The organism is Pseudomonas sp. Marseille-Q5299 (assembly GCF_943737035.1).
In the GTDB taxonomy this organism is placed as follows: Bacteria; Pseudomonadota; Gammaproteobacteria; order Pseudomonadales; family Pseudomonadaceae; genus Aquipseudomonas; species Aquipseudomonas putida_E.
Window position 1 is genome coordinate 412,860 of sequence record NZ_CALSFR010000003.1, and the last position, 17,366, is coordinate 430,225.

General features: G+C 62.7%; 16 protein-coding genes. 9 read left to right on the forward strand and 7 right to left on the reverse strand.

The window, feature by feature from the left end; genetic code table 11:
* Window positions 1-57: 57 nt before the first annotated feature.
* Both NGJ21_RS10500 and pilM read right to left on the reverse strand, forming a co-directional pair.
* Window positions 58-594, reverse strand: coding sequence for a PilN domain-containing protein (locus tag NGJ21_RS10500; protein ID WP_251962083.1), 537 nt, complete (start codon window positions 592-594; stop codon window positions 58-60).
* A complete protein-coding gene (gene pilM, locus NGJ21_RS10505; RefSeq protein ID WP_119688132.1) occupies window positions 594-1,442 on the reverse strand; it encodes a type IV pilus biogenesis protein PilM in 849 nt (282 codons plus the stop codon). The genes NGJ21_RS10500 and pilM overlap by 1 nt, the downstream gene beginning before the upstream one ends.
* 181 nt (window positions 1,443-1,623) lie before the next feature.
* On the opposite strand from pilM, the gene NGJ21_RS10510 reads away from it, so the two are divergent.
* Window positions 1,624-4,074, forward strand: coding sequence for a penicillin-binding protein 1A (locus tag NGJ21_RS10510; RefSeq protein ID WP_502943533.1), 2,451 nt, complete (start codon window positions 1,624-1,626; stop codon window positions 4,072-4,074).
* A gap of 70 nt (window positions 4,075-4,144) precedes the next feature.
* Here NGJ21_RS10510 and NGJ21_RS10515 read toward each other — a convergent pair whose 3' ends face one another.
* From NGJ21_RS10515 to rpmE, 3 genes are all read right to left on the reverse strand, one after another.
* Window positions 4,145-5,413 (reverse strand): malic enzyme-like NAD(P)-binding protein, encoded by a 1,269-nt coding sequence (locus NGJ21_RS10515; RefSeq protein WP_039603148.1) that lies wholly within the window; start codon window positions 5,411-5,413, stop codon window positions 4,145-4,147.
* A 179-nt stretch (window positions 5,414-5,592) separates the two neighbouring features.
* On the reverse strand, window positions 5,593-6,414 hold the full coding sequence (locus NGJ21_RS10520) for a thermonuclease family protein (RefSeq protein WP_046787048.1): 822 nt from the start codon (window positions 6,412-6,414) through the stop codon (window positions 5,593-5,595).
* A 2-nt stretch (window positions 6,415-6,416) separates the two neighbouring features.
* On the reverse strand, window positions 6,417-6,632 hold the full coding sequence (gene rpmE / locus NGJ21_RS10525; protein ID WP_012312321.1) for a 50S ribosomal protein L31: 216 nt from the start codon (window positions 6,630-6,632) through the stop codon (window positions 6,417-6,419).
* Between the two features lie 167 nt (window positions 6,633-6,799).
* On the opposite strand from rpmE, the gene NGJ21_RS10530 reads away from it, so the two are divergent.
* From NGJ21_RS10530 to NGJ21_RS10540, 3 genes are all read left to right on the forward strand, one after another.
* Entirely contained in the window at window positions 6,800-9,019 is a 2,220-nt protein-coding gene (locus NGJ21_RS10530) for a primosomal protein N' (RefSeq protein WP_115273370.1), read from the forward strand.
* 178 nt (window positions 9,020-9,197) lie between these two features.
* On the forward strand, window positions 9,198-10,934 hold the full coding sequence (gene argS / locus NGJ21_RS10535) for an arginine--tRNA ligase (RefSeq protein ID WP_251962085.1): 1,737 nt from the start codon (window positions 9,198-9,200) through the stop codon (window positions 10,932-10,934).
* 1 nt (window position 10,935) lies between these two features.
* Window positions 10,936-11,634, forward strand: coding sequence for an SPOR domain-containing protein (locus NGJ21_RS10540; protein ID WP_046787045.1), 699 nt, complete (start codon window positions 10,936-10,938; stop codon window positions 11,632-11,634).
* A 44-nt stretch (window positions 11,635-11,678) separates the two neighbouring features.
* On the opposite strand, the gene NGJ21_RS10545 is transcribed toward NGJ21_RS10540, so the two are convergent.
* The gene (locus NGJ21_RS10545; protein WP_039602507.1) at window positions 11,679-12,098 is read right to left on the reverse strand and encodes an NINE protein; all 420 of its coding nucleotides are present in this window, start codon (window positions 12,096-12,098) and stop codon (window positions 11,679-11,681) included.
* Window positions 12,099-12,274: 176 nt separating this feature from the next.
* Here NGJ21_RS10545 and NGJ21_RS10550 point away from each other — a divergent pair, with 176 nt between their 5' ends.
* Window positions 12,275-12,892 carry a C40 family peptidase gene (locus tag NGJ21_RS10550; RefSeq protein ID WP_046787044.1) on the forward strand — a complete coding sequence of 206 codons (618 nt, stop codon included), beginning with the start codon at window positions 12,275-12,277 and terminating at the stop codon, window positions 12,890-12,892.
* A 36-nt stretch (window positions 12,893-12,928) separates the two neighbouring features.
* Here NGJ21_RS10550 and NGJ21_RS10555 read toward each other — a convergent pair whose 3' ends face one another.
* Window positions 12,929-13,927: a type IV pilus twitching motility protein PilT gene (locus NGJ21_RS10555; protein WP_251962086.1), complete on the reverse strand. Its 999-nt coding sequence runs from the start codon at window positions 13,925-13,927 to the stop codon at window positions 12,929-12,931.
* A gap of 65 nt (window positions 13,928-13,992) precedes the next feature.
* Here NGJ21_RS10555 and NGJ21_RS10560 point away from each other — a divergent pair, with 65 nt between their 5' ends.
* The 4 genes from NGJ21_RS10560 (at window position 13,993) to metX (ending at window position 17,365) form a co-directional block, all read left to right on the forward strand.
* Entirely contained in the window at window positions 13,993-14,679 is a 687-nt protein-coding gene (locus tag NGJ21_RS10560) for a YggS family pyridoxal phosphate-dependent enzyme (RefSeq protein WP_046787042.1), read from the forward strand.
* A gap of 38 nt (window positions 14,680-14,717) precedes the next feature.
* Window positions 14,718-15,536 (forward strand): pyrroline-5-carboxylate reductase, encoded by an 819-nt coding sequence (gene proC / locus NGJ21_RS10565; protein WP_196997346.1) that lies wholly within the window; start codon window positions 14,718-14,720, stop codon window positions 15,534-15,536.
* A 10-nt stretch (window positions 15,537-15,546) separates the two neighbouring features.
* On the forward strand, window positions 15,547-16,137 hold the full coding sequence (locus NGJ21_RS10570; RefSeq protein ID WP_046787040.1) for a YggT family protein: 591 nt from the start codon (window positions 15,547-15,549) through the stop codon (window positions 16,135-16,137).
* Window positions 16,138-16,225: 88 nt separating this feature from the next.
* A complete protein-coding gene (gene metX, locus NGJ21_RS10575) occupies window positions 16,226-17,365 on the forward strand; it encodes a homoserine O-succinyltransferase MetX (protein WP_012312311.1) in 1,140 nt (379 codons plus the stop codon).
* Window position 17,366: the final 1 nt, after the last annotated feature.

Sequence of the window (17,366 nt, forward strand, 5' to 3'; positions counted from 1 at the left end):
ATCGGAACAAGCGCGAGCGAGCTACCAGGGCCTGCCAGTCCAGACGCACGCGCAGCTTCACGACCAAGAGCCCGACATCCGCGCCAGCAGCAAAAACTCTTCACCAGCAGGCAAGCTCTTGATCCGCCTCAATTCCAGGTCGAGCAATATCCCGGAGCGCCCGAGATCACGCATCAATTGCGCTATCACAGCGCTGGAAGCGGCCAGCCCAACCAAGTGCAACCGCTCACCCTCGACCTTCAGTTCGACAACCTGAACGCCCTCGGGCAATGCCCGCTCCAGATCGCTGAACAGCGCCGTGAGAAGCCCTCGGTCCGCAAACAAAGCGTCCAGCGAGGCGGTTTGGGCCCTTGCTGCGTCGAGAACCTGCTGAATGACGTCAAGCTGCTCCAGCTGCCTATTGAGCCCCGCGATCGCGGCCTGGCGCCCCAGGTTGGCAGCGGCCTGATGCTGCGCCCGCTGGCGCGCCAGCTGGTCCATCAACAACACAACACAGAGTGCCAGCACCACGCTGCCAATCAGCATGAGCTGAAAACGGCGAAGCGCCGCCAAGCGTTGCTGTTCGCGCCAGGGCAAAAGATTGATACGCAGCATCAGCGCAAAGCTCCCAGCGCCAGGGCAGACGCCAATGCCATGTTGTCGTCGTGACATGCAAGGCCAGCCACCTGGGGCAACGCCCGATAAGGCACTTCCAACCGGTCAATCAAGTCACCGAGCCGACCTTGCTCAAGCTGCAGGCTCCCAGCCAGAAGCAGGTCTTGCACCTGCAGGTCATCGACAAACAGTTCGGCCAGCCGGCCCAGGGGCACTTCGCGCCGCTGCGGCAATACACCCTGTGACCAGCAATGCAGCGTAGCGCTGCCGGGCTCAAGGCGCAGCAGCGCGCAGCCGTCTGCACCCGGTTGCGGCATCATTCGCCGCAAGGCGATGCTGTCGACCTCGACGACTTCCAGCAGCAACCCAGCGTCATCGAAAATCGCTTCCAACGACTGCAGCAGGGTCTGCCGGCAGGCCACCACCAGAACATCACGCGCGCCAGCCTGCCCACATGAAGCCCCCAACACCTGGAAGTCCATCACCAGCTCTTCCAGCGGGAAAGGAAACAACCTGTCCGCATCAGCCAGAAGTTGCGCCTCCATTTCGGCTACTGGCTGGTCTGCCGGTAGCTGGCACAACTTGCAGATTACCTGCGAGGCAGGCAGGGCCACTGCGACCCGGCGCTGGCGACTGCCACTGCGCCGACAAGCGCTACGCAGCGCCGCCACGACGCGATCAGGCACTTGCCACCAATCAGCAGCACCTGCGGGCTCGAATCGCTCAACCTCCCAGGCAAGACGCTCACAGCGCCCTTTTCTGCGTTGCAGTTGTACAAGCCGAACCGAATCGACGGCAATTTCAACCCCCAACAGTGAACCGGCATCCTTGCCAATGCGTCCAAGCATCGCTGCTCCTTTGTGACAGCCCTGAAACCCGCGCCAGCACCAAGGCTTGATGGCCGGAAGGTGCAGCGAGCCGCCCGGCCGGTCACCCGGCGAGGCGAAAAATGCTTATAATGCCCAGCGTTTTTTCGTCCGCCGGCTCCGTGCGCAATTCACCCCTCAACCTGGACACCCAAAAGCCTTGATACGTCTGCTGAAGTTCTTCTGGTGGTCTTTCGTCGCAGTCATCTGCGCGCTCGTACTCGGTGTGAGCGGTGCGTTTCTGTATCTTAGTCCCAACCTGCCGTCGGTCGATTCGCTCAGAAGCATCCAGTTGCAGATCCCCCTGAGGGTGTACAGCAGCGATGGCAAGCTGATCGCCGAGTTTGGCGAAATGCGCCGCTCGCCCATCCGTTTCGCGGACATTCCCCCGCAATTCATTCAGGCGCTTCTGTCAGCCGAGGACGACAATTTCCTCAATCACTACGGCGTTGACCCGGCCAGCCTGATGCGCGCCGCGACCCAACTGGTGAAAACCGGTCATATACAGACCGGCGGCAGCACAATCACCATGCAGGTGGCGAAGAACTTCTTCCTCACCAGCGAGCGCAGCTTCTCGCGCAAGACCAACGAGATTCTCCTGGCCCTGCAGATCGAGCGCGAACTGACCAAGGACGAGATCCTCGAGCTGTACGTGAACAAGATCTACCTGGGCAACCGCGCCTACGGCATCGACGCTGCCGCACAGGTTTACTATGGCAAGTCGATCCGTGACGTGAGCCTGGCGCAGATGGCGATGATCGCCGGCCTGCCCAAGGCACCGTCGCGCTTCAACCCTCTGGCCAACCCGGTGCGTGCAAAAGAGCGTCGCGACTGGATCCTGGGCCGCATGTACAAGCTCGGCAAGATTGACGAGGCGAGCTACCAGGCCGCCCTGGCCGAACCGCTCAACGCCAGCTACCACGTATCGGCGCCGGAGGTTAACGCGCCTTACATCGCCGAGATGGCCCGTGCCGAAATGGTTGGCCGCTATGGCAGCGATGCGTATACCGAGGGTTTCCGCGTCACCACCACAGTGCCGAGCGACATGCAGGAAATGGCCAACAAGGCCGTTCACGGTGGCCTGTCCGATTATGATGAGCGCCACGGCTACCGCGGCCCTGAATCGCGCTTCCCGGGCAAAGGCCAGGCTGCCTGGCTGCAGGAATTGAACAAGCAGCGCACCTTGGGCGGGCTGGAGCCGGCCATCGTTACCCAGGTTGAAAAAAGCGGCCTGAAAGTACTGACCCGCGGCGGCAAGGAAGAAGACGTCGCATGGGACACCATGAAGTGGGCGCGCCCGTTCATCAATAGCAATGCGCAGGGCCGGGCACCACAGTCGCCGGCAGACGTGGCCCAGGTTGGCGACCTGGTGCGCGTGCAGCGGCTGGACGACGGCAAACTCAAGTTCAGCCAGGTACCGGCAGCGCAGAGCGCGCTGATCACGCTGGACCCTTACAACGGCGCCATCCGTGCGCTGGTTGGCGGTTTCTCGTTCGAGCAGAGCAACTACAACCGCGCCATGCAGGCCAAGCGCCAGCCCGGCTCAAGCTTCAAACCGTTCATCTATAGCGCGGCGCTGGACAGCGGCTACACCGCCGCCAGCCTGGTCAACGACGCTCCGATCGTGTTCGTCGACGAATACCTGGACAAGGAATGGCGACCCAAGAATGACACCAACACCTTCCTCGGCCCGATTCGCATGCGCGAAGCGCTGTACAAGTCGCGCAACCTGGTATCGATCCGCTTGCTGCAGGCCATGGGCGTAGGCCGCACCATCGACTACATCACCAAGTTCGGCTTCAACAAGCAGGATCTGCCGCCCAACCTGTCGCTGGCATTGGGCACCGCGACCCTGACGCCCATGGAAATCGCCACTGGCTGGAGCACCTTCGCCAACGGCGGTTACAAGATCAACCCGTACCTGATCGAGCGCATCGAGAGCCGCAACGGCGAGACGCTGTTCACCGCCAACCCTGCGCGCGTGCCGCAGGGCGCCGAGGACGACGCAGGCCTGGCGGCACCAGAGCAGCCGATCAGCACGGCGTCGCTGCCTGGTGAGGCGCCGTCGGTTCCTGGCCAGCCTGCACCCGCCACACAGGCACCGGTAACCGCCGAGCAGATCATCGATGGCCGTACCACCTATATCCTCACCAGCATGCTGCAGGACGTGATCAAACGCGGGACCGGGCGCCGCGCCCTGGCCCTGGGTCGTACGGACCTGGCGGGCAAGACCGGCACCACCAACGAGTCCAAGGATGCCTGGTTCTCCGGCTACAACGCTGATTACGTCACTACCGTCTGGGTCGGTTTCGACCAGCCGGAAACCCTGGGTCGCCGCGAATACGGCGGGACGGCTGCCCTGCCGATCTGGATGAGCTTCATGGGCGCGGCCCTGAAGGACAAGCCCAACCCCCCGCCTGCAGAACCGGAAGGCATCCTCAGCCTGCGTGTCGACCCGGTCAGCGGCCGTGCGGCCTCCCCGAGCACGCCTAACGCGTATTTCGAACTGTTCAAGGCTGAAGATTCGCCACCATCGGTGGATGAACTGGGCAACGGTGCAGCGCCGGGCAGCCCGCTGCCGGCCGATGAAGCGGCGCCCATGGATTTGTTCTGAGCCGACAGCTTGCAGCTTGAACCCAAAAAAAAACCGGCTCATATGAGCCGGTTCTTTTTTGCACCCTGCTTCAGCCGTTGAATACTTCGTCAACGCTGTTGAGCGGGTAGTGCTTCGGATATGGCAGGGTAGCCACGCCGGATTCGATGGCAGCCTTGGCTACGGCATCGGAAACGACGGTGATCAGGCGTGCGTCCAGCGGCTTCGGAATGATGTACTCACGGCCGAATTCCAGGCCTTCAACGCCATAGGCTTCGCAAACTTCCTTAGGCACCGGCAGCTTGGCCAGGTCCTTCAGGGCGATAGCGGCGGCGATCTTCATTTCTTCGTTGATACGCTTGGCGCGAACGTCCAGGGCACCACGGAAGATGAACGGGAAGCCCAGCACGTTGTTGACCTGGTTCGGGTAGTCGGAACGACCGGTAGCCATGATCACATCGTTGCGGGTGGCATGAGCCAGCTCTGGCGAGATCTCAGGGTCCGGGTTCGAGCAGGCGAACACGATCGGGTTGGCAGCCATCGATTTCAGGCCTTCCGCGCTCAGCAGGTTCGGGCCGGACAGGCCAACGAACACATCGGCACCGTCCAGGGCATCAGCCAGGGTGCGCTTGTCGGTAGCGTGAGCGAACTGGGCCTTGTACTGGTTCAGGTCGTCACGGCCAGCGTGGATCACGCCGCTACGGTCGATCATGAAGATGTTTTCGACCTTGGCGCCCATGCTGACCAGCAGCTTCATGCAAGAGATGGCGGCAGCGCCGGCACCCAGGCAGACGATCTTGGCGTCTTCGAGCTTCTTGCCCGCGATTTCCAGGGCGTTGATCATGCCGGCAGCGGTAACGATAGCGGTGCCGTGCTGGTCATCGTGGAACACCGGAATATCGCACTGCTCGATCAGGGTGCGCTCGATTTCGAAGCACTCGGGTGCCTTGATGTCTTCGAGGTTGATGCCACCGAAGGTGATCGAGATGCGGCGAACGGTGTCGATGAAAGCTTGCGGGCTTTCCGACTCGACTTCGATATCGAACACGTCGATACCGGCGAAACGCTTGAACAGAACGCCCTTGCCTTCCATGACCGGCTTGGAAGCCAGTGGGCCAAGGTCACCCAGACCGAGGATGGCGGTGCCATCGGAAATAACTGCAACAAGGTTGCCCTTGCCAGTGTATTTGTAGGCCAGCTCAGGATCACGGCCGATTTCACGCACCGGTTCTGCAACACCTGGGCTGTAGGCCAGGGCGAGATCGCGGGCGGTGGCGGTGGGCTTGGAGAGCTCGACGCTCAGTTTCCCCGGACGAGGTTGAGCGTGGTATTCGAGAGCGGCGGTTTTCAGGTCTGACATGGTGGGCATTCCGCTATTTACTGTTCTGACGGACCGCCGAGGATACGCAAAGAGCCGGGGAGCCACAAGACTGGTCGGTCACTTGTGTCAAGGCCTTTAGCCTACGACTTTACGCTATAACACACGGGGGCATTCGAACAACAGTGTGTACAATCCTATAGCGAAATGTCTACATCTTTTCAGCTTGAAATGCGTTCCAGCATGCTCGGATCGGTGATTGGCAACACCCAGCGTCGCTGCCCCGGCTTGAGCCCACCCTTGCGGGAACGATCCAGCACCCAACCCCGCGCCTCGACCTGGCGTCCTTTGAGGTTATCGAAGAAGCCGACGGGGAAGTTGCGTTGCAGACGAGCGGGAACCTGCAGCACCACGTCAGTTTCAAGTTCCAGCCAGACTCCACCGCGATTGCGTGCAATATTCCGGATGCTGCCGCCGATCACCGCGAAGCCCGACTGGCGAACCTGGCTGGCGCGAAGTACCGGTGAAGGGCGCCAAAGGCCAGCGCCTGCCTTGCGCGCCGATTGCTCGGCCACTCGCTGGCACGCCACCAAACGCACATTGGGCGCAACCGCGACGCGATAGCCAAGCCCTTCGCCAAGCAATCGGGCTTCAAGATTGTCGCCACTGCGGGCGTAAACGTGTGCCAGCGTGCGGCCGTACTTGTCCTTGGGCTCGACGCCGAGCACCAAGCCGACACGGCCGTCGCTGGCTTTGACCAAGGCTTGCAAACGCCGCTTGGCGGCCTCGGCAAAAGGTTCGCTGGTGCGCCCCTTGCGCCCTATCTCCGGGGCGTTGATGCCAATCATGCGCACGCTGCGACCATCGGTAAGGCGCAGGGTATCGCCATCGACCACCTGACGCACCGCCACGATCTGCGGCCTGTCCGGCAATGGGCAAAACGCCAGGGCCGGCACTTGCCAGAGCGCGCCCACAAAAAAGGCGCCCACAAGGGGCGCCTTTTTCAGCAACAACGCGAAGCCCGAAGGATTCGCCATGCGCATGATTACTTCTTGGTACCGAACATACCGAAGCGATCGGCGAAGCGCTGAACGCGACCACCGGTGTCCAGCACTTTCTGCTTACCGGTGTAGAACGGGTGGCACAGGTTGCAAACGTCGATCGCCAGGGTGCTGCCCAGGGTCGAACGGGTTTCGAATTTGTTGCCGCAGCTGCAGGTCACAGCAACTGCTTCGTAGTTCGGATGAATATCAGCTTTCATGGTCACTTCCTCGAGCTGCGTGCCGCCACCCAACACCAATTGTTGAATACCGCACGTAATTAGGCGGGGAATAATACCAGAGCGCCGCGTCGACGCAAGTTGTCGCTTGCACCGACTGTCGTCTGATAGGCTCGCCAGTCTTCGAAACGCCCTGCGAGACCTTACGCGTGTCCGACGTCATCCTGCGCCTTGCCCTGCCCTCCCCCCTGCGTCGCCTGTTCGACTACAGGGCGCCGGCGAGCATGGCGCACCAGGCACTCACCCCGGGAATGCGCATCCGGGTGCCGTTCGGCCGCCGCGAGATGATCGGCGTGCTGGTGGAGGTCTGCGACCACAGCGAGGTCCCTGCCGACAAGCTCAAACCGGCCAGCGCCCTGCTCGACCCGGTTTCACCGGTGCCGGCGCCGCTGTTCAAGCTGTGCCTGTGGACGGCCCAGTACTACCAGCACAGCCTCGGCGACACCCTGAGCTGGGCCTTGCCCACCTTGCTGCGCCAGGGCGAGCCGGCCGAGATGCGTCAGGAGCGCTTCTGGCACGTGGCCCCAGGTGCCCGCCTGGAAGACCCGCGCATCGCCCGCGCACCGCGCCAGCGGGACGCCCTCAGAACGCTGGCGCAACACCCGCACGGCGTTGCGCACAGCCTGCTGAGCAAGCTCAACCTTAACAAGGACAGCCTTGACCTGTTACTGGCCAAGGACTTGGTTCAGCTCGAAGTACGCCGCCACCTGCCAGATCAACGCCATGAGCACTGGCTGGCCCAGCCGGAACTGCCGCTCAACGAAGAACAGCGAGTGGCCTTCGAGGCCGTGCGCGATGGCTTTGGCAGCTTCAATGCGTTCCTCCTGGCCGGCGTTACCGGCAGCGGCAAGACCGAGGTCTACCTGCAACTGATCCGCGAAACCCTGGAAGCCGGCAAGCAAGCGCTGGTGCTCATCCCGGAAATCAACCTCGGCCCGCAAACCCTGGCGCGTTTCGAACAGCGTTTCAACGCACGCATCGCCTTGGTGCATTCGGCCGTCAATGACCGCGAACGCCTCGACGCCTGGCTGGCGGCGCGAGATGGCGAGGCGGATATCATCATCGGCACGCGCTCGGCGCTGTTCACTCCCATGAAGAACCCGGGCCTGATCATCATCGACGAAGAACATGACGGCTCTTATAAGCAGCAGGAAGGCCTGCGCTACCACGCCCGCGACCTGGCGATGGTGCGCGCTCACCAGGAGAACATCCCGATCCTGCTCGGCTCGGCCACCCCTTCGCTGGAAACCCTGCACAATGCCCTGACCGGCCGCTACCGCCTGCTGCGCATGAACCAGCGCGCAGGAGGCGCGCGCCCGCCACGCATGCTACGCCTGGATGTGAAAAGCCTGCCGCTGGACAGCGGCATCAGCGGCCCGCTGCAACAGGCCATCCGCCAGACACTGGAAGCAGGCCAGCAGGTGCTGGTTTTCCTCAACCGCCGCGGTTTCGCCCCGACGCTGCTGTGCCACGACTGCGGCTGGCTCAGCGAATGCCCGCGCTGCGATGCCCGCATGACCGTGCATCAGCGCGCCGGCGTACTGCGCTGCCACCATTGCGGGTACGACGAACGCCTGCCGCACCAGTGCCCCAAGTGCGACCATGTCGACTTGCGCCCGGTAGGTGCAGGCACCGAGCGCGCCGAGGAACGTCTGAAGGTACTGTTCCCCGATTACCCGATCCTGCGGGTCGACCGCGACAGCACTGCGCGCAAGGACGCGATGCACAATTTGTTCAGCACCATTCAGCGCGGCCAGCCGAGCATCCTGGTCGGGACGCAGATGCTGGCCAAGGGGCATCACTTTCCGCGGGTGACCTTGGTCGCGATTCTCGATGCTGATGGCGGGTTGTTCTCCGGCGACTTCCGCGCCACCGAGCGCATGGCCCAGCTCATCGTGCAGGTCGCCGGGCGCGCGGGGCGTGCCGAGGAACCCGGCAAAGTGGTCATCCAGACGCACCTGGCCGACCACCCGCTGCTGGTGCAGTTGACCGAGCAAGGCTACTTCGCCTTTGCCGAACAGGCGCTGGACGAGCGCCGCGCCGCTGGCCTGCCACCGTATTCCCACCTTGCCCTGCTGCGCGCCGAAGCGCACAAGCCAGGGCAGGCCGAAGGTTTTCTCGACGAAGCCTGCAGCGCCGCGCAGCGGCTGGTGACCGAGCAGCGCTTGCCCGGCATTGAACTGTTGGGCCCGGTGCCTGCTCCGATGGAGCGCAAGGCCGGGCGCTTCCGTGCGCAATTGCTGATACAGGCCGAAACCCGGGCACCGCTGCATCGACTGATCAGTGCCTGGTTGCTAGTGTTGGAGCAGCTTCCAGGCGGGCGGCAAGTACGCTGGTCGCTGGATGTCGACCCGGTCGACCTATATTGAGCTGTAAGCTGCAAGCTACAAGCAAGAGCAAGAGCAGGCCGGGCGATGGCGTTTGTTCTTGCAGCTTGAAGCTTGCAGCTCAAAGGTTGGCAACCCGGCCCCAGCAACGGATAATGCCCAGTTTTTCCACCTGCGCACCCAGGCGCTCCACCGCGCTAGCGGTCGAAAAGAGATCCCCATGAAAGACACCATTCGCCAGCTGATCCAGCAAGCCCTCACCCAACTCGTCACCGACGGTGTGCTGCCTGAAGGGCTGTCGCCGGCGATCCAGGTGGAAAACGCCCGGGACAAGACCCACGGCGACTTCGCCAGCAACATCGCAATGATGCTGGCCAAGCCGGCTGGCATGAAGCCGCGCGACCTCGCCGAAAAGCTGATTGCAGCCCTGCCGGCCAGTGCCGACATCAGCAAGGTCGAGATCGCAGGCCCAGGCTTTCTGAACTTCTTCCAGAACACCGACGCCCTGGCCAACCGCCTGGACGCCGCCCTTGCCGATGCGCACCTGGGTGCGCGCAAGGCTGGCCCTGCGCAGAAGGTGGTGATCGACATGTCGGCACCGAACCTGGCCAAAGAGATGCACGTCGGCCACTTGCGCTCCACCATCATCGGTGACAGCGTCGCCCGCGTGCTGGAGTTCCTGGGTGACCAGGTCATCCGCCAGAACCACGTGGGCGACTGGGGTACTCAGTTCGGCATGCTGCTGGCCTATCTGGAAGAAAACCCGATCACCAGCGACGAGCTGTCCGACCTGGAGAACTTCTACCGCGCCGCCAAGAAGCGCTTCGACGAGTCCGAAGAATTCGCCACCCGCGCTCGCGGCCTGGTGGTCAAGCTGCAGGCCGGCGACCCTGAGTGCATGGCGCTGTGGACGCGCTTCAAGGACATTTCGCTGTCGCACTGCCAGAAAACCTACGAGCTGCTCAACGTCAAACTGACCATGGCCGACGTGATGGGCGAAAGCGCCTATAACGCCGACCTCGCCAACGTGGTTGCCGACCTCAAGGCCAAAGGCCTGCTGGTCGAGGACCAAGGCGCCCAGTGCGTGTTCCTCGAAGAGTTCAAGAACAGCGAAGGCGAGCCGCTGCCCGTGATCGTGCAGAAGGCCGACGGCGGCTACCTGTACGCCACCACCGACCTGGCTGCCGTGCGCTACCGCAGCAATATGCTCAAGGCCGACCGCGCGCTGTACTTCGTCGACCAGCGCCAGGCACTGCACTTCAACCAGGTGTTCGAAGTGGCGCGCCGCGCCGGTTTCGTCGGCCACCCGATGCAAATGGAACACATGGGCTTCGGCACCATGAACGGCGCCGATGGCCGCCCGTTCAAGACCCGTGACGGCGGCACCGTGAAGCTGATCGACCTGCTCACCGAGGCCAAGGAACGTGCCTACGCACTGGTCAAGGAGAAAAACCCGAGCCTGGCCGAGGACGAATTGCGCCACATCGGTGAAGTGGTCGGTATCGGCGCGGTGAAATACGCAGACCTGTCCAAGCACCGCACCAGCGACTACAGCTTCAACTTTGAGCTGATGCTCAACTTCGAAGGCAACACCGCGCCCTACCTGCTGTACGCCTACACCCGCGTGGCCGGCGTGTTCCGCAAGCTGGGCAAGGGCTTTGACGAGGTGGAAGGCCGCATCGTCCTGCAGGCTGCACACGAGCAGGACCTGGCTGCACGCCTGGCGCAATTCGGCGAGATCCTCAACAACGTCGCGGACAAGGGCACCCCGCACGTGTTGTGCACCTACCTGTACGACCTGGCTGGCCTGTTCTCCAGCTTCTACGAGAATTGCCCGATCCTCGCCGCCGAAACCCCCGAGCAACAGCAGAGCCGCCTGCGCCTGGCAGCCCTGACGGGTCGCACCCTCAAGCAAGGTCTGGAACTGCTCGGCCTGGAAACCCTGGAGCGCATGTAAGTTGGCTGCCAAGAAAAAACCAGCTCCCAAGCGCGGTGCAAGCCGCACCCAGGCACCGGCCAAACAGCCGATCCCCGGCTGGATATGGCTGGCAGTCGGCCTGACGGTCGGCGCCTTCATCGTCTTCCTGATGAAGCTCGAGCCTGGCGGTGGCGATATCAAGCGCGCCAAGCCCGAGCAGCAGAAGCCTGAGAAAGTTGCCGAGGCGGGCAAATCAACCGCGGCCGCTACGCAGCAGCCGGTAAAGCCCAAGTATGACTTCTACACCCTGCTGCCCGAGTCGGAAGTGATCGTGCCGCCAGAAGCCGTGCCTGAGAAGACGCCGCCTGTCCCAGCCCAGCCAGTCACCCCGGTCACACCTGCCGAAGCGGCGAAAATCGATACCGCGCGCGCCCAGGCTGCACTGTTGGGCCAGACGCCACCCCCGGCTCCGCCAGTGATCAAACCTGCGGCCACCACGCAGTACTTCCTTCAGGCCGGCTCGTTCCGCAAACAGGCCGACGCCGACAAGGTGCGGGCGCAGATCATCCTGTTGGGCCAGACGGTGAAGGTGGAGTCGGGCACGGTCAAGGATGAAACCTGGTACCGCGTGCTGGTCGGCCCATACAGCAACCGTGAGCAGTTGACCGGTGCGCAGAAGCAACTGGCCGGAGCGGGGTTCAGTAACCTGCTACTGCAGCAGCGCCAGACCCGCCAGTAACGAAAAAGGCCTTGTCGCTCAGCGTGACAAGGCCTTTTTTGTGCTCAACGGCGTTCAGCGTTGGCTTGGGAAACCTGGCTGTTCAGCGTCCAGAAGTCATACAGCACACCCACCAGGAACAGGCCACCGGTGAAGAAGTAGATGATCGCGGTGATCCACTTGCCCTGGTACAGGCGATGCACGCCAAAAATGCCGAGGAAGGTCAGCAGTACCCAGGCAATGTTGTAGTCGATGCGCCCAGACTGAAAACGCAAGTCAGCCTCGCGGTCCATCGACGGGATCAGGAACAGGTCGATCAGCCAGCCTATGCCAAGCAGGCCCAGGGTGAAGAACCAGATTGTTCCGGTGATCGGCTTGCCGTAGTAGAAACGATGCGAGCCCGTGAAGCCGAAAATCCACAACAAATAGCCGATGACCTTGCTATGGGTGTCGTGGAACGGCGCCCCTTGTTCATAACTGTTCATTCATAGCCCCCATGGGTTAGCCGAAAATTTTCTAAAAAAAAATGTGACTTTTGCGTCGCAGGCCGACGTACGGCAGCATGACAATCGACAAACGGATCAGAAATTGATCAAAAAGCTGTTATAAAGTTGCGCGCCAATACCAAAACCAACACCAAAACTTCACAAGAGCTTCATCTATGCCGCCTTTGTTCAAGACATGGCTGACCCTCTGCCTATTATTGCCCCTGGCCGCCCACGCCACCAACCGTGAGCAACGTCTTCCCAACGGTTTCACCGGCTATACCACCAATGCCACGGTGAAACACGTGCCCAGCAAGCACACCGCCTTGCGTGCACGCGCCAACAACGCTGGCCAGGTGCCAGTGGCTGCCATGTCGCCGAAACAGAGCAGCGACGTGCTCAGCCGCGCCGTGAATGTGCTCGGCACCCCTTATGTTTGGGGCGGCAGCAGCCCTAAAAAAGGCTTCGACTGCAGCGGGCTGGTCAAGTACGCCTTCAATGACGTGGCTGATGTCGACTTGCCGCGCACCTCCAATGCCATGGCAAAGGGCCACGGCGTGAAGGTGGCCAAAAGCGATCTCAAGCCTGGCGACCTGATCTTCTTCAACATCAAGAGCCGCCGCGTCAACCACGTAGCCATCTACCTGGGCAACGATCGCTTCATCCATGCACCGCGCCGCGGCAAGCGGGTAAGCATCGACAACCTGAGCAAGCCTTACTGGCAGAAGCACTATGTCGTGGCCAAGCGAGTGTTGCCGAAGGCGCCGCAGCAGTTGGCCCTGGCCAAGCGCTGACCTGGCAAGGCAACCGATGGATTGCTGGGGCCACTGCTACACGGCCCCGATCAACCCTTGGGTCTTCAATCGCTGCAACGCCCCCTCCATCGTCCGCATGCCCTGCGCAGCACCCGCCTGCATCACCGAATTCAATTGCGCCATACGCCCCTCGCGGATCAGGTTACGCACCGCAGGCGTTCCCACCAGCACCTCCCGGGCAGCCACCCGCCCACCCCGCACACACTTGACCAGCACCTGCGCCACAACCATACGCAGCGACTCCGCCAACATCGCTCGCACCAGCGGTTTCTCCTCGGCGGCAAACACCTCCACCAGCCGGTCGACACTGCCAGCAGCCGAGCGCGTATGCACCGTTGCCAGCACCAGGTGCCCGGTCTCCGCAGCCCGCAACGCCAGGCGAATCGTCTCCAGGTCGCGCAATTCGCCTATGACGATCACATCCGGGTCCTGACGCAGCGCGCTGCGCAGCCCTTGGGAAAAGTCGCGGCAATGCCGACCGATTTCTCGCTGATTGATCAGGCTTCGCTGGCTGTTGTGGATAACTTCGACAGGGTCCTCGAGGGTGATGATGTGCAAGGACCGCTGCCGGTTCAGCTGATCGATCAGCGTCGCCAAGGTGCTGGATTTTCCACTGCCGGTAGGCCCGCCGAGCAGAATCAGGCCGTCAGTCCACTGTGCAACAGACCGAAACACATCTTCCAGGTCAAGCTCGTCGAGCGTCGCAATCCGCTTTGGGATCAAGCGAAAGGTGGCCGCCGGGCCATTCAACTGACGGAACAGGTTCAGGCGAAAGCGCCCGAGCGAGGGCAGCTCCAGTGCCAGGTCCTGCTCATCACCTTGCGCCCACTGCTGGCGCCGGCACTCATCGAGCAGCGGCGCCAGGGCATCGGTCAACGCCGCTGGCGTCAAGTTCGGTAGCGCCATGCGCCGCAGCTCACCATCCACGCGCAGCATCGGTATCTCGCCCGCGGCCAGGTGCAGGTCACTCGCCCCTGCATCGCCAGCCCGGGCCAACAGGTCAGTCACGTCCATGAGACTCCCCAACAGCCATCAAGCAGGTAGAATGCCGCTGACTCCTGAGCCAACGGCATCGATCCATGTCCACCATAGCAGACAACCTTTGCGCCCTTGCCGCCCGTATCGATAGCGCAGCCAAGGCCGCTGGACGCGACCCGGCCAGCCTTCAGTTGCTGGCCGTCAGCAAGACCAAACCGGCCAGTGCCATCCGCGAGCTGCATGCCGCAGGTGTATGCGATGTCGGTGAAAACTACCTGCAGGAAGCCCTGGCCAAGCAGGAGGACCTGCGGGACTTGCCCTTGATCTGGCACTTCATCGGCCCCATTCAGTCGAACAAGACCAAAGCAATTGCCGAACATTTCGACTGGGTACACTCCGTGGACCGCCTGAAGATCGCCCAACGCCTGTCTGAACAACGCCCCCCAGGCCTGCCGCCTCTGAACATCTGCCTGCAGGTGAATGTCAGCGGCGAGGACAGCAAATCGGGGTGCGCCCCCGAGGACCTGCCGGCACTGGCCAATGCCGTGGCCGCACTGCCCAACCTGCGCCTGCGCGGGCTGATGGCGATCCCCGAACCCAGCGAGGACCGCGCCGAGCAAGAAGCCGCCTTCGCTAGCCTGCGCCAGCTGCAGGAGGGCCTGAATCTTGGCCTGGACACCCTGTCCATGGGCATGAGCCACGACCTGGAAGCTGCGATCGCGCAGGGTGCGACCTGGGTGCGTATCGGCACCGCCCTGTTCGGCGCCCGCAGCTACGGCCCCGCCTGATTCCATGCTTTACTCACTCTTTCCATCAAGGACCTGACATGAGCAAGACACGTATTGCCTTCATCGGCGCCGGCAACATGGCTGCCAGCCTGATCGGCGGCCTGCGCGCCCAGGGCCTGGACGCCACGCAGATCCGCGCCAGCGATCCAGGCGCCGAAACCCGCACCCGGGTCCAGGCCGAGCACGGTATCGAGGTATTCGAAGACAACGCACAGGCCATCGCCGGGGCTGACGTGATCGTCCTGGCAGTCAAACCGCAGGTGATGAAAACCGTCTGCGAGGCCCTGCAGCCGAACCTGCAGGATGGCCAGCTGATCGTTTCGATTGCCGCCGGCATCACCTGCGCCAGCCTGCAGGCCTGGCTCGGCGCCCGCCCGGTAGTGCGTTGCATGCCCAACACGCCGGCCCTGCTGCGCCAAGGCGTAAGCGGGCTGTATGCCACCGCCGAAGTGACCAGCACACAGCACCAGCAGGCCGAGCAGCTGCTATCGGCCGTCGGCACCGCCTTGTGGCTTGAGCATGAACACCAGCTCGATGCCGTTACAGCTGTCTCGGGCAGCGGTCCGGCCTATTTCTTCCTGCTGATCGAAGCCATGACTGCCGCCGGCGAGAAGCTTGGCCTGCCACGCGAAACCGCTACCCAGCTGACCCTGCAGACCGCACTGGGTGCCGCGCACATGGCGGTGGCCAGTGACGTTGACGCCGCCGAGCTGCGTCGCCGGGTCACTTCGCCAGCCGGCACCACAGAGGCCGCAATCAAGTCGTTCCAGAGCAACGGTTTCGAAGCCATCGTCGAGCAGGCACTGGCAGCCGCGGCGCAGCGTTCTGCCGAGCTGGCCGAGCAATTGGGCAAATAAGGAGTATTAGATGAATGCATTGTCGGGCGCCGCGATCTTCGTGGTGCAAACCCTGGTCAGCCTGTATCTGGTGATCGTCCTGCTGCGCTTCGTGCTGCAGCTGGTAAAAGCCAACTTCTACAACCCGCTGTGCCAGTTCGCGGTGCGCGCCACGCAACCGCTGCTCAAACCGATCCGTCGCATCATCCCAAGCGTCGGCGGCCTCGATACCTCGTCTCTGCTGCTGGCGGTGGTGATCCAGGCTCTGCTGATGGGCTTTGTGCTGATGGTGACCTACGGCACCTTCGGTGATGTGCTGCACCTGCTGATGTGGGCGATCATCGGCATCACCTCGCTGTTCCTGAAGATTTTCTGGGTCGCGATGATCGTCATGGTGATCGTGTCCTGGGTCGCGCCGAACAGCCACAATCCTGCGGCCGAGCTGGCCTACCAGATCAGCGAACCCGTGCTGGCGCCGTTCCGCCGGATCGTGCCCAGCCTGGGCGGCATGGACATTTCGCCGATCTTCGCCTTCATCGCGATCCAGGTGCTGCAATCGTTTGTCATGCCACCGCTGGCAGCCTATGCCGGCATGCCACAGGAACTGTGGCGGATGATCTGAGCCCTGTTGTTCCCGGCGGCAAGCCTTTGCTTGCCGCTGGGGGTAGCGCTCTTTAGACTTACGCCTCCGTCAAGCGTGAGCAGGGTCGATGTCCACTGTCCTTCCCGAAGATTCCGTCGGTCTGGTTACACCGCAAACAGCCCGGTTCGATGAACCGCTGGCCCTGGCCTGTGGCCGTTCTCTGGCCAGCTACGAGCTGGTCTACGAGACCTATGGCAGCCTGAATGCCAGCGCAAGCAATGCTGTGCTGATCTGCCATGCCCTGTCTGGCCATCACCACGCGGCCGGCTACCACGCCACCACCGACCGCAAGCCCGGCTGGTGGGACAGCTGCATCGGCCCTGGCAAGCCGATCGACACCAACCGTTTCTTCGTGGTCAGCCTGAACAACCTCGGTGGCTGCAACGGCAGCACCGGCCCCAGCAGCGTCAACCCCGCCACCGGCAAGCCGTATGGCGCCGATTTCCCGGTACTGACCGTTGAAGACTGGGTACACAGCCAGGCACGCCTTGCCGATCGCTTGGGCATCCGGCAGTGGGCGGCCATTGTCGGCGGCAGCCTCGGCGGCATGCAGGCCCTGCAGTGGACCATGACCTACCCCGACCGCGTGCGCCACTGCGTCGATATCGCCTCGGCACCAAAGTTGTCGGCCCAGAACATTGCCTTCAACGAAGTGGCGCGCCAGGCCATCCTCACCGACCCCGAATTCCACGGCGGCTCGTTCCAGGACCAGGGCGTGATCCCCAAGCGTGGCCTGATGCTGGCGCGTATGGTCGGGCATATCACCTACCTGTCCGACGACTCGATGGGGGAAAAGTTTGGCCGGGAGCTCAAGAGCGACAAGCTCAATTACGACTTCCACAGCGTCGAATTCCAGGTCGAGAGCTACCTGCGCTATCAGGGCGAAGAGTTCTCTGGCCGCTTCGACGCCAACACCTACCTGCTGATGACCAAGGCGCTGGATTACTTCGACCCGGCGGCGGCCAATGGCGGCGACCTGGCCGCGACCCTGGCCCACGTCACAGCCGACTACTGCATCATGTCGTTCACCACCGACTGGCGTTTCTCGCCGGCCCGCTCGCGCGAGATCGTCGATGCCCTGATGGCGGCACGCAAGAACGTCTGTTATCTGGAGATCGACTCTCCTTACGGGCACGATGCCTTCCTGATCCCCACGCCTCGCTACATGCAGGGTTTCGCGAACTACATGAACCGCATCGCCATCTGAG

Bases quoted from the DNA above. Each gene is read 5' to 3' on its own strand.
- NGJ21_RS10500 (WP_251962083.1), bottom strand. From the start codon at position 594: ATGCTGCGTATCAATCTTTTGCCCTGGCGCGAACAGCAACGCTTGGCG.
- pilM (WP_119688132.1), bottom strand. From the start codon at position 1,442: ATGCTTGGACGCATTGGCAAGGATGCCGGTTCACTGTTGGGGGTTGAA.
- NGJ21_RS10515 (WP_039603148.1), bottom strand. From the start codon at position 5,413: ATGTCAGACCTGAAAACCGCCGCTCTCGAATACCACGCTCAACCTCGT.
- NGJ21_RS10520 (WP_046787048.1), bottom strand. From the start codon at position 6,414: ATGCGCATGGCGAATCCTTCGGGCTTCGCGTTGTTGCTGAAAAAGGCG.
- rpmE (WP_012312321.1), bottom strand. From the start codon at position 6,632: ATGAAAGCTGATATTCATCCGAACTACGAAGCAGTTGCTGTGACCTGC.
- argS (WP_251962085.1), top strand. From the start codon at position 9,198: ATGAAAGACACCATTCGCCAGCTGATCCAGCAAGCCCTCACCCAACTC.
- NGJ21_RS10545 (WP_039602507.1), bottom strand. From the start codon at position 12,098: ATGAACAGTTATGAACAAGGGGCGCCGTTCCACGACACCCATAGCAAG.
- NGJ21_RS10550 (WP_046787044.1), top strand. From the start codon at position 12,275: ATGCCGCCTTTGTTCAAGACATGGCTGACCCTCTGCCTATTATTGCCC.
- NGJ21_RS10555 (WP_251962086.1), bottom strand. From the start codon at position 13,927: ATGGACGTGACTGACCTGTTGGCCCGGGCTGGCGATGCAGGGGCGAGT.
- NGJ21_RS10560 (WP_046787042.1), top strand. From the start codon at position 13,993: ATGTCCACCATAGCAGACAACCTTTGCGCCCTTGCCGCCCGTATCGAT.
- proC (WP_196997346.1), top strand. From the start codon at position 14,718: ATGAGCAAGACACGTATTGCCTTCATCGGCGCCGGCAACATGGCTGCC.
- NGJ21_RS10570 (WP_046787040.1), top strand. From the start codon at position 15,547: ATGAATGCATTGTCGGGCGCCGCGATCTTCGTGGTGCAAACCCTGGTC.
- metX (WP_012312311.1), top strand. From the start codon at position 16,226: ATGTCCACTGTCCTTCCCGAAGATTCCGTCGGTCTGGTTACACCGCAA.